The organism is Pseudomonas sp. Ant30-3 (genome assembly GCF_000690905.1).
In the GTDB taxonomy this organism is placed as follows: domain Bacteria; phylum Pseudomonadota; class Gammaproteobacteria; order Pseudomonadales; family Pseudomonadaceae; genus Aquipseudomonas.
In genome coordinates, this window is sequence record NZ_JMCL01000013.1 from 1 (window position 1) to 24851 (window position 24851).

The window sequence follows — 24851 nt, forward strand, 5'->3', positions numbered from 1 at the left end:
ACCCGCCAAACCCTTTTATCTCGCCCTACCAGCCTACGGTGTCGCGCTGTTGCCCGGCGACGGTGTGCCGCTGGTGGAAAGCGAAGTTGCACTGGAGCAAGGGGGAGAGCGGCGGGAGCTGTTGGCTGATCCGCAGCAGTTGAGTCGACTCGCCGCAGACTTGCGTAACGACCCGCCTACGCATTTGGCGGGCTTGATCTGGTTTCGTCTTCCGTTGAGCCATGATCGCCGGGCGTGGAGTCTGACGACATTGCGCGCAGTAGCACAGGGTGTTGCGCTCGACAGTCGCTTGACGGTGAAACTGTCTAGCCAGCAAGGCCTATATGACATCAGCCTGAGCAATCAGGGCAACCTCGACAGTGCCTGGCCCGAACGCATAACCCTCGCCGCACGAGGTTGTGAGGGCGCCGATGCGTTGGCCGGTTACACGTTGCAACAGAGCCCTGAACTCCTTACCTTCACCCGCCTGCGTGAAGGCCGGATACTGGCCGGCGGAGAGCGCGCCATCGGCTGGGCGCGGTGCGCATCGATTGATCAAGGAAATTCGAATGTTGACCCGTAACTGGCCTCGCCATCTGTTATGCCTGAGTCTGGGTTTGCCGTTGGGCACGGCAGTGGCCTGCGGGCCGGACTTCCCGATGCGCCTGCTCGACAATCGCGCGCAGTCGCTAGCGGAGCTACCGGAAGGGAATTTCCGCTACGAGGTGAGTCGTCTCGGGCAGGCCATCGATGGTTTGAAGAAAATCGCTGTGCCCGTCGGCGACAGTGCCGTACTGGACCTCGCAGAACAGCGCAGTCAGGCTGAATTGGCGGGGCTGACTGCTGAACAGCAGACTCTTCTAAAGCACTTGCGCACCTTGACCGATGCTCACGAAGTCGACCGTCAAGGCGCGAGTCTTTCCAGTGAATTCAGGCTGTATCTGGCGGGCGCTGTCGCTTTCCATGCGGGCGATTTTCCCTTGGCCGTCGAATATTTTCACCGAGTGCTGGCGCTCCCTGCTGATCAACGCGCCTTGCGCAGCACTTGGGCAGCTTACTCATTGGGCCGTGCGCTGTTTGCCATGCACGCTGGAGCAGATGCTTCGTCTGATCTGCTCCATCAGGCGCAGCAGGCCTTCGAGCTGACGCGACGACTGAGCATCGATGGTTTCAGCGATCCACTGGGACTGGGTGTCGCCAGTCTTGGCGAGCAAGCGCGTGTAGCGCTCGATTCGGGCGACTGGAGCAGGGCAATCGAGCTTTACGCCACACAGAATGCCCAAGGTTCGGCGGTGGGTTACACCTCGCTGAAACTGTTGGCGGCTCAACTGAGCTCGATGCCGAGCGATCAATTGGCATTGCTGCTGCAAAACAAGCCGGTGCAACAACTGGTCACGGTGTCGTTGCTCAGCCGACTTGGCTGGTCATTTGGTGAACAACCGCCAAACGAAAAGAAATTGATCGAGCTTCTGCAAAGCAGCACCCGTGGCACCTTCGATAACGCTGATCGCCTGGCAGCGATCAGTTACCAACAAGGTGATTACCCCAGTGCCAAAGCGCTCCTTGAGCACGCAGGGGATGGCGGGCTGGCATGGTGGCTGCGGGCGAAACTGGCGATGCGAGACGGCGACAAATCCGCTGCGGCCGCAGCCTACGCCAAGGCAGCCCGAGCCTTTGCGCAAGACGAATCCTGGGGCGAGCGACGAACGCAGGACTGGAATATCGAATCGCTGCAACCCAAGTGCCGGGTCGAAGGCGAGAGCGCGATTCTTGCGTTACAACGTGGCGATTATCTTCAGGCGTTCGATCAGCTTTATCGCAGTAACGGCATCTACTGGTTTGATGCTGCCACTGTTGCGGAGCGCGTGCTGACCGTCGATGAGCTCAAGCAATACGTGGACAGCAACGTCCCGGCGCCACCTGTGCACAGCCAACAGTTTCGTGACAACTATGCACCTTTACCGGTGGCGGCGAGATTGCGTGACTTGCTCGGACGGCGGCTACTTCGAGAAGAGCGCTATGAGGAAGCGCCGCAGTATTTCGGTGATGTTGACCTGCAAAACAAAGCCAAGGCTTATGGTCAGCTGCGTCAGGAAGCCGAAGCGGCCTGGTGGCCATCGACCCGCGCTTCGGCGCTGTTCAGTTCGGCCTGGTTGGCGCGGCAGTGGGGGATGGAAATCCTCGGCTACGAGATGGCTCCGGATTACGCTACGTTCGGTGGTAATTACAGCCTCGAAACGACCTCGCTCAGTGTCGGTCCGCTGGTATCCGAGAATGAATACCAGCGTCAGCAGGCCAGTGCCGCGCGCCCTGATCAACGCTACCATTATCGGTTTGTGGCCAACTCCCTGGCCAATCGCGCCGCTGATAATCTGCCGCATTCAAGTCAGGCCTTCGCGGCTGTGCTGTGCGCGGCGGCGGGATGGAATACAGATGCGCAACAAAAAGCGTTTTTCTACCGACGCTACGTCAAGGAAGGTCCGTACGTGCAATGGGCATTGTTCTTTGGCGAGCAATGCCAAACCCCGGACTTCCTCAATGCTGACAAGCGTTATGTGACCCAGGCGTTGAGCCCGATCCGCGCTGTACTTCGACCCTATAAAAAGCCGCTGCAGTACGGCGGCGTGGTCGCGTTCACGGCGGTGGCGTTGTGGCTCATCATCCGTCGAAAGCGAGTACATAGGGCCTGATCACCTGCTGTACAAAGATCAGAATGGCGAACCCGATCAGCAGACCCGGAACCGGCTACCAGAGGCCGGTTTTACCGACAGGATCTACCCCTATGAAGCTGGATGCCTTTGATCGCAAAATCCTCTCGGCCCTGCAGCGAGACGGCCGGTTGAGCAATGTCCAACTGGCGGACGAGATTGGTCTGTCGGCCTCGCCGTGTTTGCGCCGCGTACGGATGCTGGAGGAGGCAGGCGTGATTCGCGGTTATCAGGCCATCCTGGACCGGGATGAAGTCGGGCTCGGATTGACCGTCTTTGTCGGCGTCAAAGTCGAACGACACACGGACGAACGAGCTGAAGCCTTTCGTGTTGCGGTGACGGCATTGCCTGAAGTGATTTCGGCGTTTCTGGTATCTGGAGAATCCGATTTCCTGTTACAGGTCGTTGTGCCGGATCTGCGTAGTTATGATCGCTTTCTCTCCGAGAGATTGTTGAAGCTGCCGGGTATCAGTGACATCCGCAGCAACTTCGCGATCAACACAGTGAAAGCACCCGGGGCTTTACCGCTGGCGCATTTGCCGACGGGCTGATTGCTCTCACCTGAAACATGAGAGCGATCAGCTCCGATATCACATCTGCGTCGCCATTCCTTCCACGTTCATCGCTGCTTGGCGCAACGCCTCGGAGCGAGTTGGGTGAGGGTGGCAGGTCAAAGCGATGTCTTCAGCAGACGCGCTGAATTCCATGGCCACGCAGTATTCGCCGATCATTTCACTGACGCTTGGGCCTACCAGATGCACGCCAAGGATTTCATCGGTGCGCTCGTCGGCCAGCACTTTGGCAAAGCCTTCGGTTTCGTGATTGATTTTTGCCCGGCTGTTGGCCGTGAAGGGGAATTTGCCGACCTTGTAGGCCCGGCCTTCGGTCTTGAGTTGTTCTTCGGTTTTGCCGACGCTGGCCAATTCCGGTTTGGTGTAAATCACGTTGGGGATGAGGTTGTAATTGACCTCGCCTGCCTTGCCCACAATCTGTTCGATGCACGCCATGGCTTCGTCTTCAGCCTTGTGAGCGAGCATCGGGCCGGACGTTACATCACCGATGACCCACACGCCGGCGGCTTCAGTCCGATGGTTCTGGTTGGCGAGCATGCCGCGCGCGTCGGTGGCCAGGCCGACATTCTCCAGCCCCAGTCCTTGGGTGTAAGGACGGCGGCCGATAGCGACCAATACGTAGTCGGCTTCCAGCAGCTCAGCTGTTCCACCGGCCGCCGGTTCAACGCTCAGTTGGACAGCAGTCGCCGACGTTGTGGCGCTGGTTACTTTGGAACTCAGCTTGAAGTTGATGCCCTGTTTGCTCAGCGAGCGCTGCAGCGTTTTACCTGCTTCACCGTCCACACCCGGGCAGATCCGATCGAGAAACTCGATCACCGTAACCTGGGCGCCCAAGCGTCTCCACACTGAACCCAGTTCCAGACCGATGACACCGGCGCCAATGACCACCAGATGCTTGGGGACTTCCGCCAGCGCAAGCGCTCCCGTGGAATCGAGAATGCGCTGATTATCGATGGTCACGCCGGGCAGGGGTGTGGGTTCAGAACCCGTCGCAATTACGATGTCTTTCGCACTCAGTTCGGTCTTGTTGCCTGCGCCATCGGTTACCGTCACTTTGCCCGGGCCGTCGATATGGCCCCAGCCTTTGATCCAGTCGACTTTGTTTTTGCGAAACAGAAATTCGATGCCCTTGGTCAGGCCTGCAACGCTTTCATCTTTCTGCTTCATCATCTGAGTCAGATTAAGCGTGGGCTTGACCTCGATTCCCAGGTTGGCGAATTCAGTGCCCATGGCAGCATCGTAGAGTTCTGACGCGTGCAACAAGGCTTTGGATGGCATGCAACCGACATTTAAACAGGTGCCGCCCAGGGTTGCGCGACCCTCTACGCAGGCAGCCTTCAAACCCAATTGGCCGGCGCGGATCGCCGCGTTATAGCCGCCAGGTCCTCCGCCTAAAATCACGACATCATAATTACTCATGAATAACTCCGGTTGGCCAGGCAAATGAATAGGCTCTCCCAGTCTAGAAAAGAAACACGTTCCACGTGGAACAAATGTTGGTGGGCGCAACCAAGCCGATAGAAAAACGCTATTTATCGATAGCCAGTTATTTTTCATGGATGGTCTACCCTCAAATCAGACGTCTGAAACAAGGGGGATTTTCCATGCTCGCGCATCTTCCACCGGCCTTACAGAATCTGCAGTTACCGCTTCGTCTGCGACTTTGGGATGGCCATGAATTCAATCTGGGCCCGACGCCCAGCGTGACAATTGTGGTAAAGGACCCACAAATGGTGACTCAATTTACGCACCCGAGCCTGGATGCACTCGGGGCCGCGTTCGTCGAGGGCAAACTCGAGCTTGAAGGTTCTATCAGCGACGTGATCCGTGTCTGTGATGAGTGGAGTCAGGCTTTGCTGGATGAAGGTGATGACAACCAGCCGGTCCGCGCCATGCATGACAAAGAAACCGACGCCAAGGCTATCTCCTACCATTACGACCTTTCCAATGCCTTCTATCAACTGTGGCTCGATAGCGACATGGCCTATTCCTGCGCCTATTTCGAGACCGGCAGTGAATCCCTGGAACAGGCCCAACAAGCTAAATTTCGTCACCTTTGCCGTAAGCTGCGACTTCAGCCTGGCGAGTATCTGTTGGATGTCGGTTGCGGTTGGGGCGGGCTGGCGCGGTACGCCGCCAGGGAATTTGGCGCAAAGGTGTTTGGGATTACGCTGAGCAAAGAACAGCTTGATCTTGCTCGTGAGCGCGTATTGGCCGAAGGTCTCGAAGATCTGGTTGAGCTGCAACTGCTCGACTATCGTGACCTGCCGCAAGATGGCCGCTTCGACAAAATCGTCAGCGTCGGCATGTTCGAACACGTTGGCCATGCGAATCTTCATGAATATTGCAGCACCTTGTTTGGCGCTGTGAGGGAGGGCGGCCTGGTGATGAATCACGGCATCACGGCGAAGCACACGGACGGACGACCTGTGGGACGCGGTGCCGGAGAGTTCATCGAGAAGTACGTATTTCCCAACGGAGAGCTGCCGCACCTGTCGATGATTTCGGCGCAAATCAGTGAGGTCGGGTTGGAGATTGTCGACGTTGAGAGCCTGCGTCTGCACTACGCTCGCACGCTCGACCACTGGAGCGAACGCTTGGAAGACAACCTCGAAGCCGCGGGTGGTCTGGTGCCCGAGCAGGCATTGCGAATCTGGCGCCTGTACCTCGCTGGATGCGCTTATGCGTTCGCCAGGGGCTGGATCAATCTTCACCAGGTGCTTGCCGTAAAGACGCACGTCGACGGCAGCCATGAGCTGCCCTGGACCCGCGACGATATCTACACGCCCTAAAGGATCGGTGAAATCAACCGGGCGACTCGCATGCCTAGCTGTTGCAGGCGGCGCGTTTCCCGGCGATCTTGCGCTGCGATTTCGTACGCGTTGGCGAAATCGTCGTTGAGCATCTGTTCCACCTCTGCGGCGAATGTACTGTCGACCGTCAGCAACATCACTTCAAAATTCAGCCGGAACGAACGGTTATCCATGTTTGCGCTGCCGATGGCGCTGATCTCGCTGTCGATCAAGACGACTTTTTGATGCAGGAACCCCGGTTCGTAGCGGAACACGCGCACGCCGGCACGTACTGCTTCGAAGGCGTAGAGGCTGGAGGCGGCGTAGACGATTCGGTGATCGGGTCGTGAAGGCAGGAGGATCCGCACATCAACCCCGCGCAAAACTGCGAGTCGGAGCGCTGCGAATACTGCCTCGTCGGGAATGAAGTAGGGGCTGGTTATCCACACGCGTTCAGTCGCCGCGTGGATGGCTTCGACGAAGAAGAGCGAGCAAGTCTCGTAGGAGTCTGCCGGGCCGCTGGCGAGCAGTTGGCAGAGCACGCCATCTTCAGGATATTCGTCGGGCAAGATCAGCGGTGGCAGTGTTCGCGCTGCCCAGAACCAGTCCTCGGCAAACGATTCCTGCATGCACGCCACTACAGGCCCGCTTACCCGTACGTGGGTATCGCGCCAAGGCGCCAGTGGCGGTTTTTCGCCCATGTATTCGTCGCCTACGTTGTGACCGCCGACGAAACCCAGCACACCGTCGACCACAACAATCTTGCGGTGATTACGGAAGTTGACCTGGAAGCGATTGAGCCATCCGCTGCGCGTGGCGAACGCTTTGACTTCCACACCGGCATCACGCAATGGCTGCACGAAACTGTGAGGCAGGGAATGGCTCCCTATCCGGTCATACAGTAGAAACACGGCCACGCCTTCGGCTGCCTTTTCCAGTAGCAACGTCTGCAGACGCCGGCCGAGCCGATCGTCGTGGATGATGAAAAACTGAATCAGCACTGCCTGTCTGGCGCCACGAATGGCCTCGAATATTGATTCGAACGTGGCTTGTCCGTTGATCAGCAGTTGCACTTCGTTGTTTGCCAGGCAGGGCATGCGTCCCAGTTTTGGCATCGCTCTCAACGAGGCGTATGCGCGCGATGCGCGGGCGGTCAGTGCCTCTTCAACCCACGGGCGCCAGTTCAGCTCGGAGATTGCTTTGCGCATTTCCTCGTTGGCCTGGCGACGCGCCTGGATGTAGCCATCGAAGGTACTGCGGCCGAATACCAGATAAGGAATCAGCGTGAGATAGGGAATGAAAAACAGTGACAATGCCCAGGCGATGGAGCCTTGCGCCGTGCGGACGGTCAGTACGGCATGGATCGCAGCGATCATGCCGAGCGTGTGGATCAACGCGATCAGGTAACCGAAAACATGCGGGCCGAAATAATCCATGGGGCAGCCTTGCTCCTGAAGTTTCAATGCTTAACAGACCATGTTCCGTGCAGAATGTCGCTATTTAATTGGTCCATGAACCGAAGCCAGCGGCTGACGTCTAACGGCCACTACTGATCAGGAGTTACACGATGAACGTACGTCTGCTGGGTTTGGCCGTGGCTTTTGGTTTGACACTTCCTGTCGCTGCCCAAGCGCAAATGTTGCAGCCTGGGTTGTGGGAACTGACCTCGAGCAACATGAAAGTCGATGATCAGAATTTGCCTGACCTGCAATTGATCCTCGGTCAGATTCAAAGCCAGATGACCCCGGAACAGCGTGCTCAACTGGAGAAGCAGGGCATCACCATGGGCGGCAAAGGCATTCGCGCTTGCCTGACGCCAGAGCAGGTTCGATCCGACAACATCCCGCTGACCGACCCGCAGTCGGGTTGCAAACAGGAAATCACTGAGCGCACCGGTAACCAGTGGAAATTTCGCTTCAGCTGCCCTAAGGCTCAAGGTGCTGGTGTCGCAACCTTCCTCAGCGATCGTGAGTTCACCACCAAGGTGAATGGCACCTTCAACGCGACCGGGATCCAGCAGAAGGGGAGCCTTGATACTCGCGCAGTCTGGTTGGGGAAGGAATGCGGAACGGTAAAACCGCGCGCTTAAGCTGTCACCGCACTTCAGATCAGAATTTATTCTGCCTTTCAGCCGCGCATCCATCCACATGGGTGCGCGCTACGTCCTCTGAAAACTCAGAGTTGACGGATCTCCGTGGCGACCGCGTGTGCTGATTCCGCCATCAGTTGCAGATCATGTTCTTAGGAGTCGACCCTCCAATTCCATCGGCTCACTGCTACCGCATCATGAGCGTGCAGGCTTTCGCTGTGGACCACGCGAACTTGGAATCCGTTGATGCCTGGAGAACGTTTGAGCGCCAAGTTCAATCGTCGGGCTGCGTCCTCGCAAAACATCAGATTCTGTCCATTAGCCAACGCAAAAGCTTGCTCGTCAGCGCGCTTGACGGCGGTTTGCACGGCTGTTCCCAAAGCGGCTTCTGCGTCATTGATCACGGCCACCCACGGCAGATTGTCCAGATAATCGTCGAGGCGAACCTGCAGGTGCGCATAACTGCGTTGGCTATGTGGCGTTGCAACAATGCCATTGGATGAGCCTAGCCACGCTAATACGTCGGCATGCTGCAGTGATCGGTTGGCGAAATCTTCAATGAATTGCTGCTGAATCAGTTGCCTCGCGAGCGCGGCCGAGCAAGGGCAAGTCGAGGAATATGGAATCTCGATGCTAAGTTCCACGTGGAACATATCGTTTTCCATCGACGCGCTGACGCAGACTGAATAGCTTTTCCATCCCGACAAAGGACTTATCAGCGCGGGCCTCCTCAACAGAAGTTCTGCGCGTAATTTCAAATATGCATTTTTTGAAAGGCCGCGGTGGGAATGAAGAAAGCTTTGCAGGAGCTGGCGCAACAGGGCCGGAGTCAGGCTTTCGCGTTCAAGTATTCCCAGTGCGAGATACAACCGTGACATGTGAATGCCGCGAGCATCGCCGTTATCCAGGCTCACACCGGCGTCAGCTCTTGCGCTGAGGCGTTGCCCGTCGAATACGACCGGCAGGGCGATGCCGTGCATGCCAACCCATTCAAGAGGCAGCGAAGTGTGGGACGTCTGGGCGCAGATATCCGGGAGCGTTAGCGCATTCATGAGCAAGTCCGTCGTGGAAATCGATTAGTTTATGTTATGTTATTACATCTAAATCGACCACGCCTTTTTGCCGAAGCAATCATATTGCTTGCCGTAAAGGGCGCTCGCTCAGTCTCCCCTTGAGGAATACCCGATGCCCAATCGACTCCCCGTTACGGTTCTTTCAGGCTTTCTCGGAGCCGGCAAAAGCACGCTGCTCAACTACGTACTGCGCAACCGTGAACATCTTCGGGTCGCTGTAATCGTCAACGACATGAGCGAGATCAACATCGACGGCAGCGATGTTCAGCGCGACGTCAGCCTGAATCGCGCTGAAGAAAAACTCGTGGAGATGAGCAACGGCTGCATCTGCTGCACGTTGCGCGAAGACTTGCTGGAAGAGGTGAGCAAGCTCGCCAAGGAAGGGCGTTTTGATTACTTGTTGATCGAGTCCACCGGTATTTCCGAGCCACTGCCCGTGGCCGAGACCTTCACTTTTCGCGACGACAGCGGACAGAGTCTGGCCGATATTGCCCGGCTCGACACCATGGTCACCGTCGTCGACGGTGTGAATTTCCTGCTCGACTACCAGGCTGCTGAAAGCCTCGCGTCTCGTGGCGAAACGTTGGGTGCTGAGGATGAACGTTCCATCACTGACCTGCTGGTCGAACAAATTGAATTCGCCGACGTCATCCTGATCAGCAAGATCGATTTGATCGGCAGCCACGAGCGCCAGGAGCTGATGGCGATACTCCAGCGACTCAACTCACAGGCAGAGATCGTCCCCATGGTCATGGGTGAAATCCCGCTGCAGAAGATCCTCAACACCGGCCGGTTTGACTTCGACAAAGCCGCCCAGGCGCCGGGCTGGTTGCGTGAAATGCGCGGTGAACATGTGCCGGAGACCGATGAATACGGCATTGCCAGCACGGCCTACCGGGCCCGGCGACCCTTCCATCCGCAACGCTTTTTCGACTTTATCGACGGGCACTGGACCAACGGCAAGCTGCTGCGCTCGAAAGGTTACTTCTGGTTGGCGAGCAAGCACATGGATGCCGGAAGCTGGTCTCAGGCAGGTGGCTTGATGCGCCACGGGTTTGCCGGTCGCTGGTGGCGCTTCGTGCCGAAAAACCAATGGCCCGAGGACGCAGAAAGTACTGCAGCAATCATGAAAAACTGGACGCAGGCCACCGGCGATTGCCGGCAGGAGCTGGTGTTCATTGGTCAGAACATCGATTTTGAATTGCTTACCGCAGCGCTGGATAACTGCCTTCTGACAGATGCTGAGATGGCTTCAGGCGTGACGGCCTGGCTGCAGCTGCCTGACCCGTTTGGCCCTTGGCACGATGACGAAGCAGCTTAGGCTCTGCATCCGCCTCAGGGCTTGAGCCACGTACCTTGGCTCTGGCCTTGGCAAAACGGTTTCAAATAGGCTGCATCCGTGGCCACACCGTAATAGTGGATGTCCTGCCGGTACGGCATGTTGACGACTTGCGCGTTGCTGCATACGCCAAAAGCGCCGGCAGGACACTCATCGACGTACTGCACTTCGACTTTCTGCCCGGGCAGGTTGGGCTGGCAGAAGCCATCGGCGAAGAGCTTCTGCGGTATGGTGCGGTTCTGTTGGCAGACCTTCACGTCGAGTCGTTCAGCTGTACTATGTACCACACATGCCTGAGCCAACACTTCGCCTGACATCAGCGCCAACAACAACGACAATCCCCTCAACCCCATTCTTGTCTCCTTAGATAACATCACCATGCTGCATAACATTCCCACACACGTTATTGCCGGGCCACTGGGCGCTGGTAAAACCAGCCTGATCAAAAATCTGCTGGCGCAGCGACCGCCGAATGAACGTTGGGCAGTGCTCATCAATGAGTTCGGCCAGATCGGGCTCGACGCTGCGTTGCTGACCCGGGATGACGAGGGTATCGCATTGGGAGAAGTGGCCGGTGGGTGTTTATGTTGCGTCAACGGTGCGCCGTTTCAGATCGGTCTTGGACGGTTGCTGCGCAAGGCGCGGCCTGAGCGTTTGTTTATCGAACCGTCGGGCCTCGGCCACCCGGCGCAGTTGCTGGCGCAGTTGAGCGAGGCGCCGTGGCTTGGTGTGTTGACCGTGCAGCCGTGTGTGTTGGTACTCGACGCTCAGGCACTTGCTGCCGGCAAACGCTTGCCAGCGGCGCAGCAGGAGGCGTTGAGCAGCGCAGGATTATTGTTGCTCAACAAGTCCGAAGGCCTCGACGAGTCCGCCCGCGAGCGAATCGCTTCACAATTACCTTCACTTCCTGTGGTTTGGACCCGCCAGGCCGCGCTGCCCCTGGAGAAACTTCCAGGATTCGGGACGAAAGCACTGGCGGGTGTGGATAACTTTGTTGTCCCCAAGGGTTTCGCCCGGATGCCTGCGGTCTGGCCCGACCCCTCGCTGCCAATTTGCTCAAGCCAGGCACAGGAGGGCGGTTGGAGCATTGGCTGGCGCTGGCATCCCGCGCAGGTTCTCGAGTCAGCGCGGATCGCTGAATGGCTCCAAAGTCTGCAATGGCGGCGCGCGAAGCTGGTGATTCACAGCAGTCAGGGTTGGGTCTCGGCGAATGCGCTGGATAATTCAGGCCTGGAATGGCGACCCAGTGAGTGGCGGAATGATTCGCGGATCGAATTGATCTTCAATGAGCCGCAGGACGTTGGCGCGCTGCAGGCCGCGCTGCTCAATTGCCGTTCGAGTTGAGCCTTTGACTCAGGGCCGCCACTTGGTGTGTTCCTGCCGCCACTGACTCAACTCGATGACTTGAGCCCGGGGCTTCGCCACATCGTCGACAACCGGCGTGTCGTCAAAAGGCATCGGGTAGGGTGCCAGTTCAATCTGCGCACTGTGTGCGCCGAACTGGGTAATAGTACCAACATGGCGACTTTCGCCGGTCACCGTAAACTCGAAGTTATACACGCGGGCCAGCCGTCGACGGCCGTTGGCGTCTTTGATGAACGCGATTTTCTTCAGTGCGACGTTGCCGTCCAGCAGCTCGATGCCGAGTTTGCCGCAATGTTGCTTGACCCGCTCCAACGCCCGTTCGCGCAAGCCATGGTTGTGCCACAGCCACGCGCCGCCAGCGGCGAGCAGCATCAGCACGAAGATATTTCCGAGGGTCAGCATCAGCAGGGTGCTCCAACAAGATAGCGTCAGCTTAACTGCCTCGCCGGTGTGTCGTACAGGCTGCGTTTCGTCGCATACTGCGCGGCTTGAATTCCAACCGTTTGACGGAACTGACGCATGAAACGAACGCCCCATCTGCTCGCCATCCAGTCCCACGTGGTGTTTGGTCACGCCGGTAACAGTGCGGCGGTTTTCCCGATGCAGCGGCTCGGGGTGAATGTCTGGCCGCTCAACACCGTGCAGTTCTCCAATCACACCCAGTATGGTCAGTGGAGCGGCGAAGTGCTGGCGCCGCAGCAGATTCCCGCGTTGATCGAAGGCATCGCCGCCATCGGCGAGCTGGGCAACTGCGACGCCGTGTTGTCCGGGTACCTCGGCAGTGCGGCTCAGGGTCGGGCGATCCTCACCGGTGTGGCGCGCATAAAGTCGACCAACCCCAACGCGCTGTATCTATGCGATCCGGTGATGGGTCACCCGGAAAAAGGCTGCAGCGTGCCGGCCGAAGTCAGCGATTTCCTCCTGGAGGAAGCCGCCGCCATGGCCGATTTCATGTGCCCGAACCAACTGGAGCTGGACAGCTTTACAGGACGCAAGCCGCAATCGCTGTTCGATTGCCTGGCGATGGCGCGCAACTTGTTGGCTCGAGGTCCGAAAGCGGTGCTGGTCAAGCATCTGGACTATCCCGGCAAACCGGCGGACGTCTTCGAAATGTTACTGGTGACGGGAGAGGGGAGCTGGCATCTGCGCCGCCCGCTGCTGGCGTTCCCGCGCCAGCCGGTGGGCGTCGGCGACCTGACTTCAGGGTTGTTTCTGGCGCGGGTGCTCTTGGGCGATAGCCTGGTGGCGGCTTTTGAGTTCGCAGCGGCGGCGGTGCATGAGGTGCTGCTCGAGACTCAGGCGTGCGCCAGCTACGAACTGCAATTGGTGCGAGCGCAGGATAGAATTGCGCATCCGCGAGTACGGTTCGAGGCGACTGCGATCAGCCTTTGAAGGCGGCGGCAAACCCATTCGCGAGCAAGCCCGCTCCCACATTTGATCTTCGTCGTGCACAAAGATGTGTCCACGGAAGATCCAGTGCGGGAGCGGGCTTGCTCGCGAAGACTCTTTAAAGAACACCGTCAGGCTATAAGACCAGCTCAGACGTCGCCCTTGATTTCCTGATAACGCTTTTCCAGTTCCTGGCGGATCTGCCGGCGCTGCTGAGCCTGGATAAAGCGGCGTTTATCCTCGCTGTTTTGCGGTTGCAGCGGCGGGACGACGGCCGGTTTGCGCTGGTCATCCACCGCGACCATGGTGAAGAAACAACTGTTGGTGTGCCGCACCGAGCGCTCGCGGATGTTTTCGGTGACTACTTTGATGCCGACTTCCATGGACGTGTTGCCGGTGTAGTTGACCGAGGCCAGAAAGGTCACCAGTTCACCGACGTGAATCGGCTCACGGAAAATCACCTGATCCACCGACAGCGTCACCACGTAGCGACCTGCGTAACGGCTCGCGCAGGCGTAGGCGACTTCGTCGAGGTACTTGAGCAGGGTGCCGCCGTGAACATTGCCAGAGAAGTTGGCCATGTCGGGAGTCATCAATACTGTCATCGACAGCTGGGCGTTTCCGGGTTCCATAGCGTTCTCAAGGTTCAGGGCAGGTTCGGGAAATGTGCACCTCTGCGGGTGCCTGACGGGTCTTTGCAAACCACAGTTATCGGGACGCCGGGCATGACACTGCCGTCACGCTTAATCGATCTGTTTCCATATATTGCACTGCCTTTCTGCCGGAAGTCGCGGTGTTACCCTGCAAATGCTCGTATCAAGGGCGATTCCTACACGTAAACCGGATTTTTACTCTGCTCAGTCAGACATTTCCTGCGTTCGGCGACTGAGCTCTGTCCCCAAGGAGCCCCCACCATGCATGCCATCAGTTTTATTCAGGACCTGGCGGTAATCATGTTGGTTGCGGGTGTGGTGACGGTGCTGTTTCACCGCTTTAAACAACCGGTGGTTCTCGGCTATATCGTTGCAGGCTTCATTATCGGCCCCCATACCCCGCCCTTCGGCTTCATCCACGATGAAGAAACCATCAAGACACTCGCCGAGCTGGGGGTGATTTTCCTGATGTTCTGCCTGGGGCTTGAGTTCAGTTTGCGCAAGTTGTTCAAGGTCGGCGCCACGGCGTTTATCGCGGCGTTCCTGGAAATCGTGCTGATGATCTGGATCGGCTATGAAATCGGCCGCTGGTTTGACTGGAACACCATGGACTCGCTGTTCCTCGGCGCAATCCTGGCAATTTCCTCGACCACCATCATCGTCAAAGCGCTTAACGATTTGAAGATGAAAAACGAACGCTTCGCTCAGCTGATCTTCGGCGTGCTGATTGTCGAGGACATCCTTGGCATCGGCATCATCGCTTTGCTCTCGAGCATCGCCGTCAGCGGTACGGTGAGTTCCGGTGAAGTGTTTTCAACGGTCGGCAAACTGTCACTGTTCATGATCGTCGCCTTGGTCATCGGCATTCTGCTGGTGCCGCGCCTGTTGGCCTACGTGGCCAGATTCGATAGCAACGAGATGCTCCTGATCACGGTGTTGGGCCTGTGTTTTGGTTTCTGTCTGCTGGTAGTGAAACTTGAATACAGCATGGTGCTCGGCGCGTTCCTGATCGGCGCGATCATGGCCGAATCCCGTCAGCTATTGAAAATCGAGAGATTGATCGAACCGGTTCGCGACCTGTTCAGCGCGATCTTCTTCGTCGCGATCGGGCTGATGCTCGATCCGATGATCCTGTTGGAATATGCCTGGCCCATCGCCGTGATCACTGTCGCCGTCGTACTCGGCAAGATAGTGTCCTGCGGCTTGGGTGCTTTTATCGCCGGCAATGATGGACGCACCTCACTGCGCGTAGGGATGGGCCTTTCGCAGATTGGCGAATTCTCCTTCATCATCGCGTCGCTGGGCATCACCCTGCAGGTCACCAGCAACTTTCTTTATCCGGTCGCAGTGGCGGTTTCCGTGCTGACCACTCTACTGACGCCCTACCTGATTCGGGCGGCCGATCCACTGTCGATCAAACTTGCCGCCGTCGTGCCGAAACGGCTTGGACGCGTGTTGAGCATGTACGGCGAATGGCTGCGCAGCATTCAACCGCAGGGCGAGGGCGCGCTGCTGGCATCGATGATCAGGCGGATTTTGCTGCAGGTAGGGGTGAATCTGGCACTGGTGATTGCCATTTTCATCTGCGGTGCTTTTTTTGCCGAGCGTATGTCGGCATACATTCAGGACTGGATCAGCGACCCGAGCTGGCAGAAGGCGTTGATCTGGGGTGGCGCGCTGCTGCTGTCGCTGCCGTTCCTGATTGCGGCTTACCGCAAGCTAAAGGCGCTGTCGATGTTGCTGGCAGAGATGGGCGTGAAGCCGGAAATGGCGGGGCGCCATACGGAGCGGGTGCGTCGGGTGATCGCCGAAGTCATCCCGATCCTCTCGCTGCTGGTGATTTTCCTGCTTCTGGCAGCCTTGTCGGCGAGCATTTTGCCGACCAACGAGTTGCTGATGTTGATCGTGGTGGTGGCGGCTGCTGTAGCGGCGCTGCTGTGGCGCTGGTTCATCCGCGTGCACACGCGCATGCAAGTAGCGCTGCTGGAAACCCTTGATAATCACAAGGACTCCACAGGTCATTGATCCCACCTGTAGCAGCTGGCGCAGCCTGCGTCCGGCTGCGCAGCAGTCGTAAAAAGAGTCGACGAAGCATTTTTGGTTGAGCGGCTCAACCGGGTTTACGACTGCTTTGCAGCAGGACGCAGGCTGCGCCAGCTGCTACACAGTCGGAGCTTCGGTTTGCTCAGCTTTCCAGCCACACATCCCGCGCCCAGTGCCACACCGATTCCCAGGTCTCTTCAGCGATCAGCTCTTCTTCCGCCTGCCACAACACCACGGTGCCGTCTTCTTCGACGCAGTAGTAGTCGTCGCCGTCCTGGCAGATAGGGATAAGACTACGATCAACGCCCACATCCCAGGCATTGGCAGCCACGTCCGGCAGATAAGTATGGGATTGCGGATCGGTGACGGTCACCGGTTCCAGGCTGCCGTAAACCACGTCACTGACCGTCAGCAGAAACTCCCTGAAGACAAACGGAATGTCGATGAACAGCTGTTCTTCGATTTCGACCAGAACGTCTTCGTCGGGCAACTCCAAGGGGACCGGTACTGGTTCGTTGGCTTCACGTAGTTGTTCGATGATTTCTTCCACGTCCGGGATCCTCTTGCTGTTGGCGCGGTTTGGTTGGGGCGGTTTATACAGTAGCTCGCAATAGATGCAACCGTGAAATAGAAAACCCCGGCCAAAGGCCGGGGCTTTTTATTGCGACACGTTTACTGCGGGTCGGTTCAGCCGTTCTGGCGGATACCGGCCACCAGCCAAGGCTGGTTCTCGCCTTGTGGACGTTCCATGTTCCAGCTTTCGCTGAATGCTTCGCCCTGGTCGAAACGCGACGTCTTCGACAGACCGCTGAAGGTCAGGGTAGCAATGGTCTTGTCCGCACGATCATCGACGCCGTCCAGCTGAACGCTGAGGTTATCAATGTAAGTGGACTGGAAACCGTCACCCAGATCAGCACGTTCGCGCTTGAGGAACTCAAGCAGTTGCGGGGTCACGAACTCGGAGATCTTGTCCATCTCGTTTGCGTCCCAATGTTGCTGCAGGGACTGGAAGTGGTTGCGGGCCGCTTCAATGAAGTTGGTTTCATTGAACCAGGCTGGCGCGTTGATCACCGGGCGCGCGGCTACTGGTGCAGCCGAACCGCCGAAGATCGAACCCATGCCTGCTGGCTTCTGCTCGAACACTTCACGCTGCATCGGTGCGCCGGCCGGAGCCATGTGCGACTGCTGCTTGCGACGACGAGCGGCGATGAAACGGAAGACCAGGAAGGCGATGACCGCCATGATCAGGATATCGAAGATCTGCATGCCTTCGAAGCCGCCACCCATGAACATGGAAGCAAGAAGACCACCGGCAGCGATACCGGCGAGAGGGCCGAGCCAGCGCGAAGCACCGCCGGCTTTGGCGGCAGCGCCAGCGGCACCGGCCGCACCGGCAGTGGCAGCAGCGCCACCGGCGGCAGAAGAAGGAGCCATTTGGCTGGTCTGGTGAGTCGGCGCAGCGCCGGAGCTCTTGCCGCCACCAAAGCGCTTGGCGTTGGCGTCGAGGCTCATCGTCAGGCCGATGCACAACGCCATGGCGATGCTAAGAAAACGTTTCATATAGGGAATTCCCATTTGTGGAAGGCACGCGCGCCATGTTGCACAGCTGAAGTGTTGCTGGCTAGCGGCAGAGTGTTTCGGGCTTTTGCCTGACAGGTGTGGTTCAGCTTCGGTCAGCGCTGTAAGGCCTGTTAACGTTGGTCTGTAGGACGAGTGATAAAGTTCTGTGGGAATGCGATCTTGCCGGAGCGAGCTGGCTCCCCTACGGATCGTTCCCACGCTCTGCGTGGTAACGCCGCCATGGACGCTCTGCGTCCACTGTGACACAGAGCGTCATGATCAGGCCGTACTAAATTGCTTCCAGCTTGGCATAACCGAGCATCAACCACTTGCTGCCTTCGCTGAAATTCACCTGCACCCGAGCCTGAGCCCCGGCGCCCTCGAAGTTGAGGATCACGCCGTCACCAAACACCGAGTGCCGCACAGCCTGGCCCAGACTGAAACCGGTGTCCGGGATTTCGCTGCCGCCAAACAGACTGCTGGAGCTCTGCTGCTGACCACCGCCAAAAGGGCGGCTGACGCTGTTGGACAAGCGCACTTCCTGAATCAGGCCTTTTGGCACTTCCCGTACGAAACGCGACACCTTGTTGTAGGTCTCGCTGCCATACAGGCGTCGGGTTTCCGCGTAAGTCATCACCAGGTTCTGCATGGCCCGGGTAATGCCGACGTAAGCAAGGCGACGTTCTTCTTCAAGACGGCCGGGTTCCTCCAGGCTCATCTTGTGCGGGAACAGACCTTCTTCCATGCCCACCAAGAACACGTAAGGGAATTCCAGGCCTTTGGCGCTGTGCAGGGTCATCAACTGAATGCTGTCTTCATGCTCTTCGGCCTGAGTATCTCCCGCCTCCAGAGAGGCATGACCGAGGAAAGCTGCCAATGGCGTAAGGTCTTCCTCTTCTTCAGCGTTCTCGAAGTTGCGCGCGGCACTGACCAGTTCCTCAAGGTTTTCCACCCGGGCCTGGCCTTTTTCGCCTTTTTCGGCCTGGTGATAGGCGATCAGGCCTGACTGCTCGATGACGGTCTGTGTCATCAAATGCAGTGGCATCTCCATGCACTTGGCGGCGAGGTTCTCTATCAGCTCCACAAACGCCCCGAGGGCGCCGGCGGCGCGGCCGGTCAAACCTTTATTGGCCACCAGCTGGCGCATGGCTTCCCACATCGAGACGTGGCTATGGCGCGCATGTTCACGTATCGCTTCCACGGTTTTCTCGCCGATGCCGCGTGCCGGAACGTTAATCACCCGTTCCAGCGCCGCATCGTTGCCACGACCTTCGAGCAACCGCAGATAGGCCATGGCGTTCTTGATTTCTGCCCGTTCGAAGAAGCGTTGACCGCCGTAAATGCGATACGGGATACGTTCACGCAGCAAGGCTTCTTCTAAAACGCGCGATTGCGCGTTGGAACGGTACAAAATTGCGATATCACTGCGAGCGAGGCCGGTTTTCAGCGCACTTTCGATGGTTTCCACCACGTAGCGCGCTTCATCGTGTTCGTTGAAGGCAGCATAAAGATTGATCGCTTCGCCTTCACCGCCGTCGGTCCACAACTCTTTACCCATGCGCCCGGTATTGTTGGCGATCAGGGCGTTAGCCGCCTTGAGAATGCCGGCGGTAGAGCGATAGTTCTGCTCCAGACGAATCACTTCAGCATCCGGGAAATCATCGGAATACTGATAGATGTTTTCGATTTTCGCGCCACGCCAGCCGTAGATCGACTGGTCGTCATCGCCGACCACCATCAAGCTGTCGCCACCCTTGGCCAGCAGACGCAGCCAGGCGTACTGCACGGCGTTGGTGTCCTGGAACTCGTCCACCAGAATGTGCCGGAAGCGTTTCTGATAGTGCGCGAGCAGCCCGGGGTTGTCGCGCCACAGGTCGAGGGCACGCAGCAGCAGCTCGGAAAAATCGATCACACCTGCGCGCGCGCACGCAGCCTCATAGGCTTCGTAAATGCTGCGCATGGTCGACAGAAACAGATCGCCGCTGGCCTGAATGTGCTGCGGTCGCAGGCCTTCGTCTTTCTGCCCGTTGATGAACCACTGCGCCTGACGGACCGGCCAGCGTTGCTCGTCCAGTCCCAGTTCACGGATCACACGCTTGACCAGCCGTTGCTGATCGTCGCTGTCGAGAATCTGGAAAGTCTGGCTCAGGCCGGCTTCCTGCCAGTGCGCCCGCAGCAAGCGGTGCGCCAGGCCGTGGAATGTGCCGACCCACATGCCGGCCGGATTGATCCCCATCAACTGCTCGATGCGATGGCGCATCTCGGCAGCGGCCTTGTTGGTGAACGTCACCGACAAGACCGAATGGGGCGACGCGTTCTCGACCTGGATCAACCAGGCGATACGGTGCACCAGCACTCGGGTTTTACCGGAACCAGCACCGGCCAGGACCAACTGACGACCCACGGCGGCGGCTACGGCCTGACGTTGGGCATCGTTGAGGGAGTTCAGCAGAAGGGAGAGATCATCGCGCATCGGGGCATTCTAGGGGGCCGCAGCACACCGGGCAAACATCGCTTTGCTTTAGCCGATGAAAGATACATGCGGGACGACCGGTCAGTCACCGGCCACAGGCATTGGCGGGGTTAGCCTGCAGGGTTTTTGGCGGGTAAACGCAGCCTGGGCTTTCGTCGAATATATGCTCGGGGGCTGTTTGGTAAGGCCATTGGCTTGTGTATGCTCCGTCCACGTTTCGGGCTCATGCTCATCATGATAAGAACAAGAACCACGCCTATGACCGTCAGCTTCGACCTGTCGGGCCCCACTGTGGAGCCTCGGGTTATTCGCAAACAGTACGCCATGGAGATGGCGGTCGAACGCACGCGCTTGCTGTATCAGGGCTCGCTGCTGCCGACGCTGTTCATGCTGATCAATGGTCTGGTGTGTGCGTGGCTGCTGTGGAGCCCGCAGCGCTACTTTGTGCTGAGTGTCTGGCTCGTGTGGTTGCTGTCGTTGGTGGCGCTTCGGGTGATTCAGGTAGCGGCGTTCGATTCGGCCATCCCCAACCGTCAGGCCCATCCGGTCTGGCGACGCATGTTTTTGCTGGGCTCGGCCATGACCGGTCTGACGTTGGCCGGGGCGGGTATCGCACTGATCCCCGTCGACAATTTCATGCAGCAGGCCTGGGTATTCGGCCTGATCGGCGCAGCGGCCCTGTCGGCCAGCGTGGCCTATGCCGTCAGTTTGCCGGCCTTCCTGTCCTTCACCTTGCCCTGTCTCTTGCCGGCGATTGCCTATCAGTTCTGGGGCGGTGACCAACAAGGGCAGGGTTGGGGCTGGTTTGGTCTGATTTTGCTGGGATCGCTGAGTGTGGTGGCCTGGCAGGTCAATAGGTTGATTGACCGTGAGTTGCTGCGACGCTTCCAGAATCAGTCCTTGATCGAGCACTTGCGCAAAGCCCAAAGCTGCAGCGATCAGCTCAACCAGGCGCTGGCCAAGGAAATCGAGCAGCGTCGCCGGGCCGAGGAGGAACTGCTCGGTATTCAGGTCGGCCTCCAGGACCACGTCGCCCAGCGTAGCCTGGAACTCGATGCGGCTACTCAGGCCCTGAGCAAAAGTGAAGCGCGCCTTGCGCTCGCGTTGAAAGCCAGCGAGCTGGGCCTCTGGGACTGGAACCTGCAGACCGACGAAGTTCACCACACACAGATTCAGGAATTGTTCGGCCTGGCGCCGGAATTCGTCACGGCCATGCTGCGCCACCTCAAGCCGCGTCTGCACCCCGACGATGTACCGGCGCTCAAGCGCGCGCTGGTCGAGCATTTGAAGGGCCGCAGCGAGGATTATCAGATCGAGTACCGCGTGCGCCATGGCGACGGCCACTGGGTGTGGATCGAGGACCGTGGTCGAGCAGTCGAGCGCAGCGAAAACGGCCGGGTCATCCGCATGGTCGGCACGCGCCGCGATATCAGCGTCAGCAAGGCGCTGGAGGAGCAACGGCAACTGGCCGCCACCGTTTTCGAAGCCGCCAGTGAAGGCATCGTGATCTTCGATCCTGATTACGCGCTGATCGCAATCAACCAGGCGTTTAGCCGCGTCACCGGCTACGACGTCGAAGACATGCTGGGGCGCAACGTCGTCGAGTTGCCGTGCAGTCGCGATGCCCGCCGGCATTACGCGGCCATTCATCAGGCGCTGGAACAACATGGCAGCTGGCAGGGCGAGCTGATCGAAACACGCAAGAATGGCGAGCTGTACCCACAATGGCTGCAACTGAACGCGGTTCGCGACACCCGGGGAAATGTCAGCCACATCGTCGGATTTTTCGCCGATCTGTCGGCACGGCGTGAGTCCGAAGAGCGCATGCGATACCTGACGCACTATGACGAACTGACCGGGCTGGCCAATCGATCGCTGTTTCGCGAACGGTTGCACGAAGCCCATCAGCGCATGCGTCAGGGCGGCCGCAGCCTGGCGTTACTGCACATCAATCTGGATCGCTTCAAGTTGCTCAACGACAGCCTCGGTCATGACGTTGCCGATCAACTGTTGCAGAAGCTGGCCCGGCGCCTGATCAATGCGGTGCCTGAGGCTGACACCATCGCGCGGTTGTCCGGTGATGAGTTTGCCGTGCTGTTCGACAGCTACGGCAACCTGTCGAGTCTGGCGCGGGTGGCGACTCGCCTGTCGACCAAGCTGCGCCTGCCGGTGACTGTCGAAGGCCACGAGCTGGTGGTCAGTGCGTCAATGGGCATCAGCATGTTGCCGGACAACGCACGGGAGATCTCCGCGCTGGTCAGCCAGGCCAACATCGCCATGCAACACGCCAAACACTTGGGCGGCAACAATTTCCAGTTCTACACCGACAGCCTGCAAGCCAGCACCCTCGAGCGTCTGCAGCTGGAAAACCAGTTGCGCAAAGCGATCGAAGAGAAGCAGCTGAAAGTGTTTTATCAACCGAAGCTGTGTCTCGCCACGGGTCGGTTGAACGCGGCCGAGGCGCTGGTGCGCTGGGATCATCCGGTGATGGGCAGTGTGCCGCCGGGAGAATTCATCGGGCTGGCAGAGGAAACCGGGCTGATCGGCCCCATCGGCGAATTTGTCCTGCGTCAGGCTTGCTGGCAAGCCTGCGAATGGCAGCGCCAGGGGCTTGAGCCGATCCGCGTGTCGGTGAACCTGTCCGTGCATCAACTGCGGCAGGGCAAATTGGTCAGCTTGGTGCGTCAGGTGCTGGAAGAAACCGGGCTGGCGCCGCAATACCTCGAACTGGAGCTCACGGAAAGCCAGTTGCTGGACAGCGTCGAGCACATCATTGCGACGTTCCAGCAGTTACGCAATCTGGGCGTGAAGCTGGCGATCGACGATTTTGGCACTGGCTATTCGTCGCTCAGCTATCTGAAGCGGATTCCGGTAGATTACGTGAAAATTGATCAGGCGTTTATTCGCGGGCTGGGCGAAGGCAGTGAGGATGCGGCCATCACTCGGGCGATCATTGCGATGGCTCACGGCTTGTCGTTGAAGGTCGTTGCCGAGGGTGTGGAAAGGCCGGAGCAGCTGGCGTTTCTGAAGGCCGAGCACTGCGATGAAGTTCAGGGCTACCTGGTGAGTCGGCCGGTCGAGGCGGATGATTTGGCAAGTTTGCTGCGAGAGCAACCCGGGAACTGACAATACTGCGAGTTAAAGCCTCCCCGCCAGTTGGTGGGAAGGCAATGGCGGTTAGTTAGTAACGTCAACTTTGTCGATGTGATGAACTAGTTTGCCTTTATAGAAGATACTTACACCGGAGACGTTAGAGTCGCCCGGTACTTTGTATTCGACGAGTTTTTCCGTCACTACTTGCAAAGCTACTTCACTGGAAGTTTCAAGTTTCAACTCCAAGCGCAGATCGAAAGATTTGTCCTGGATCGGGCAGAAAACCAGGGTTGGCGTAATGCCCGGGTTCGCTACGGCTACAATCCCGGTCGTACGGAAAAAAGCGTCGCCGGGCATGCGATTGATTTGTGCAGCCCAGTTTTTGGTTTTAATACTCATAAGGTGTAGCTCCATAATTAAGTTGATTGCGTCCTGCAGGTGCAATCTAACTTAAGCAACTTCCATGTTGTGAAAGTTTTACCGTTCCAATTGTAAATCCGTGTGTTGTAAGTTTCGGGTGTAGAGTTTTAGTCTGACTTGATAATAGTTGGTTAGTTTGTTTAAAGCGTTGATGCCGGATAAGCGCGAGGTGCCTCGCTGGATACTGATCCGGTGCGCTACATGAGGGCCCAAGCACGGCAGCTCTAGGGATTGGTTACGTATTGAGCAGGCAAAATGCTGATTCATGTAGTATAACTACAAGCGTGCTACATCCCCGGCACCTGCCAATAACAAAGAGTCCAACCCTTGAATCTGCTGCAACACATCGCCCAGTCACGCCACCTGTTACGCAAGTCGGAGCTCAAGGTCGCCGACCACGTGCTGCTTGATCCGGCGGCGGTGATGCACAGCTCCATGGCCGACCTCGCTCACAGCGTGGGCATCAGCGAACCGACCATTGTGCGTTTTTGTCGCGCCATCGGTTGCTCCGGTTTTCAGGACCTGAAACTGAAGCTGGCGCAAAGCCTCGCGGCCGGTGCGAGCTTCGGCCAGTTTGCGATCCATGAAGACGATTCGGTCGCCGACTACAGCCTGAAGATTTTCGACACCACGCTGCATACCCTGATGGAGGTCCGCGAGCGGCTCGATCCGGTGGAGTTGCAGCGCGCCGTTACGCTCATGTCCCAGGCGCAACGGGTCGAATTTTATGGCTTTGGCGCCTCGGGAGCGGTAGCGGCGGACGCCCAGCACAAATTCTTCCGGCTGTTGCTGACCGCTGCGGCGTATTCTGATCCGCACATGCAGGCGATGTCGGCAGTGACGCTGAAACCGACCGACGTGGCGATCTGTATCTCCCAGTCCGGGCGCTCCAAGGACCTGCTGATCACCGCCAATCTGGTACGCGAAAGCGGCGCCTCGCTGATCACGTTGTGCCCAAGCCAGACGCCGCTGGCCGAGTTGTCCACTGTCAATCTTGCGATCGATGTGCACGAAGACACTGAAATCTATACGCCGTTGACGTCGCGGATTGCTCACTTGGTGGTAATCGACGTGTTGGCGATGGGTGTGGCCATGGCGCGCGGGCCGAGCCTGGTCAATCATCTGAAGAGTGTGAAGCGCAGCCTGCGCAGTTTGCGTTTGTCGCCCAAATCGGTGAAAGCGCTGGATGACTGAATCAAGGCAACATGCGACCCCTGTGGCGAGGGGATTCTTCCCCGTTGGGCTGCGAAGCGGCCCCCTGGACAACTAAGTACGACGCAGCATGCGAGAGTTTTGCGACTGC

21 protein-coding genes are annotated in these 24851 nt (G+C 58.2%); 11 read left to right on the forward strand and 10 right to left on the reverse strand.

Annotation, left to right across the window (positions count from 1 at the left end):
• The 3 genes from DU29_RS0103060 to DU29_RS0103070 all read left to right on the forward strand — a co-directional run.
• On the forward strand, window positions 1-562 hold a 562-nt coding region (locus DU29_RS0103060), incomplete at its 5' end, for a DUF3142 domain-containing protein (protein ID WP_028620379.1).
• The gene (locus DU29_RS0103065; protein ID WP_028620380.1) at window positions 549-2669 is read left to right on the forward strand and encodes a hypothetical protein; all 2121 of its coding nucleotides are present in this window, start codon (window positions 549-551) and stop codon (window positions 2667-2669) included. The genes DU29_RS0103060 and DU29_RS0103065, both read left to right, overlap by 14 nt.
• A gap of 92 nt (window positions 2670-2761) precedes the next feature.
• On the forward strand, window positions 2762-3238 hold the full coding sequence (locus DU29_RS0103070) for an Lrp/AsnC family transcriptional regulator (RefSeq protein ID WP_028620381.1): 477 nt from the start codon (window positions 2762-2764) through the stop codon (window positions 3236-3238).
• Window positions 3239-3277: 39 nt separating this feature from the next.
• Here the strand turns inward: DU29_RS0103070 and lpdA are convergent, their stop codons facing one another.
• Window positions 3278-4678 (reverse strand): dihydrolipoyl dehydrogenase, encoded by a 1401-nt coding sequence (gene lpdA / locus DU29_RS0103075; protein WP_028620382.1) that lies wholly within the window; start codon window positions 4676-4678, stop codon window positions 3278-3280.
• Between the two features lie 185 nt (window positions 4679-4863).
• Here lpdA and cfaB point away from each other — a divergent pair, with 185 nt between their 5' ends.
• Window positions 4864-6051: a C17 cyclopropane fatty acid synthase CfaB gene (gene cfaB / locus DU29_RS0103080; protein ID WP_028620383.1), complete on the forward strand. Its 1188-nt coding sequence runs from the start codon at window positions 4864-4866 to the stop codon at window positions 6049-6051.
• On the opposite strand, the gene cls is transcribed toward cfaB, so the two are convergent.
• Window positions 6048-7487: a cardiolipin synthase gene (cls, locus tag DU29_RS0103085; protein WP_028620384.1), complete on the reverse strand. Its 1440-nt coding sequence runs from the start codon at window positions 7485-7487 to the stop codon at window positions 6048-6050. The two genes, cfaB and cls, sit on opposite strands and share 4 nt — an antisense overlap.
• Before the next feature lie 131 nt (window positions 7488-7618).
• Here cls and DU29_RS0103090 point away from each other — a divergent pair, with 131 nt between their 5' ends.
• Window positions 7619-8140 (forward strand): DUF3617 domain-containing protein, encoded by a 522-nt coding sequence (locus DU29_RS0103090; RefSeq protein ID WP_028620385.1) that lies wholly within the window; start codon window positions 7619-7621, stop codon window positions 8138-8140.
• Window positions 8141-8292: 152 nt separating this feature from the next.
• On the opposite strand, the gene folE2 is transcribed toward DU29_RS0103090, so the two are convergent.
• Window positions 8293-9192 carry a GTP cyclohydrolase FolE2 gene (gene folE2 / locus DU29_RS0103095; protein ID WP_028620386.1) on the reverse strand — a complete coding sequence of 300 codons (900 nt, stop codon included), beginning with the start codon at window positions 9190-9192 and terminating at the stop codon, window positions 8293-8295.
• Between the two features lie 133 nt (window positions 9193-9325).
• On the opposite strand from folE2, the gene zigA reads away from it, so the two are divergent.
• Window positions 9326-10534, forward strand: a complete 1209-nt coding sequence (zigA, locus tag DU29_RS0103100) for a zinc metallochaperone GTPase ZigA (RefSeq protein WP_028620387.1) — start codon at window positions 9326-9328, stop codon at window positions 10532-10534.
• A gap of 14 nt (window positions 10535-10548) precedes the next feature.
• Here the strand turns inward: zigA and DU29_RS0103105 are convergent, their stop codons facing one another.
• Window positions 10549-10905 carry a hypothetical protein gene (locus DU29_RS0103105; RefSeq protein WP_028620388.1) on the reverse strand — a complete coding sequence of 119 codons (357 nt, stop codon included), beginning with the start codon at window positions 10903-10905 and terminating at the stop codon, window positions 10549-10551.
• 25 nt (window positions 10906-10930) lie between these two features.
• Between DU29_RS0103105 and DU29_RS0103110 the strand changes: the two genes are divergently transcribed.
• Window positions 10931-11896 (forward strand): CobW family GTP-binding protein, encoded by a 966-nt coding sequence (locus tag DU29_RS0103110; protein WP_028620389.1) that lies wholly within the window; start codon window positions 10931-10933, stop codon window positions 11894-11896.
• A 9-nt stretch (window positions 11897-11905) separates the two neighbouring features.
• Here the strand turns inward: DU29_RS0103110 and DU29_RS0103115 are convergent, their stop codons facing one another.
• The gene (locus tag DU29_RS0103115; RefSeq protein ID WP_028620390.1) at window positions 11906-12319 is read right to left on the reverse strand and encodes a DUF3301 domain-containing protein; all 414 of its coding nucleotides are present in this window, start codon (window positions 12317-12319) and stop codon (window positions 11906-11908) included.
• Between the two features lie 117 nt (window positions 12320-12436).
• Between DU29_RS0103115 and pdxY the strand changes: the two genes are divergently transcribed.
• Complete coding sequence (gene pdxY / locus DU29_RS0103120) at window positions 12437-13309, forward strand: pyridoxal kinase PdxY (protein WP_028620391.1); 873 nt, start codon at window positions 12437-12439, stop codon at window positions 13307-13309.
• Between the two features lie 146 nt (window positions 13310-13455).
• Here pdxY and DU29_RS0103125 read toward each other — a convergent pair whose 3' ends face one another.
• Window positions 13456-13938 carry an acyl-CoA thioesterase gene (locus DU29_RS0103125; RefSeq protein ID WP_028620392.1) on the reverse strand — a complete coding sequence of 161 codons (483 nt, stop codon included), beginning with the start codon at window positions 13936-13938 and terminating at the stop codon, window positions 13456-13458.
• 282 nt (window positions 13939-14220) lie between these two features.
• Between DU29_RS0103125 and DU29_RS0103130 the strand changes: the two genes are divergently transcribed.
• A complete protein-coding gene (locus tag DU29_RS0103130; RefSeq protein ID WP_028620393.1) occupies window positions 14221-15984 on the forward strand; it encodes a cation:proton antiporter in 1764 nt (587 codons plus the stop codon).
• 160 nt (window positions 15985-16144) lie between these two features.
• Here the strand turns inward: DU29_RS0103130 and DU29_RS0103135 are convergent, their stop codons facing one another.
• The 3 genes from DU29_RS0103135 to uvrD form a co-directional block, all read right to left on the reverse strand.
• The gene (locus tag DU29_RS0103135) at window positions 16145-16552 is read right to left on the reverse strand and encodes an SMI1/KNR4 family protein (protein ID WP_028620394.1); all 408 of its coding nucleotides are present in this window, start codon (window positions 16550-16552) and stop codon (window positions 16145-16147) included.
• A 137-nt stretch (window positions 16553-16689) separates the two neighbouring features.
• On the reverse strand, window positions 16690-17562 hold the full coding sequence (locus DU29_RS0103140; protein WP_028620395.1) for a Tim44 domain-containing protein: 873 nt from the start codon (window positions 17560-17562) through the stop codon (window positions 16690-16692).
• A gap of 289 nt (window positions 17563-17851) precedes the next feature.
• On the reverse strand, window positions 17852-20035 hold the full coding sequence (uvrD, locus tag DU29_RS0103145; RefSeq protein ID WP_028620396.1) for a DNA helicase II: 2184 nt from the start codon (window positions 20033-20035) through the stop codon (window positions 17852-17854).
• A 258-nt stretch (window positions 20036-20293) separates the two neighbouring features.
• Here uvrD and DU29_RS0103150 point away from each other — a divergent pair, with 258 nt between their 5' ends.
• Window positions 20294-23161, forward strand: a complete 2868-nt coding sequence (locus DU29_RS0103150) for a putative bifunctional diguanylate cyclase/phosphodiesterase (protein WP_028620397.1) — start codon at window positions 20294-20296, stop codon at window positions 23159-23161.
• Between the two features lie 51 nt (window positions 23162-23212).
• Here the strand turns inward: DU29_RS0103150 and DU29_RS0103155 are convergent, their stop codons facing one another.
• Window positions 23213-23527, reverse strand: coding sequence for a hypothetical protein (locus tag DU29_RS0103155; protein WP_028620398.1), 315 nt, complete (start codon window positions 23525-23527; stop codon window positions 23213-23215).
• Between the two features lie 348 nt (window positions 23528-23875).
• Here DU29_RS0103155 and hexR point away from each other — a divergent pair, with 348 nt between their 5' ends.
• Window positions 23876-24742, forward strand: coding sequence for a transcriptional regulator HexR (hexR, locus tag DU29_RS0103160; RefSeq protein WP_028620399.1), 867 nt, complete (start codon window positions 23876-23878; stop codon window positions 24740-24742).
• Window positions 24743-24851 lie beyond the last annotated feature (109 nt).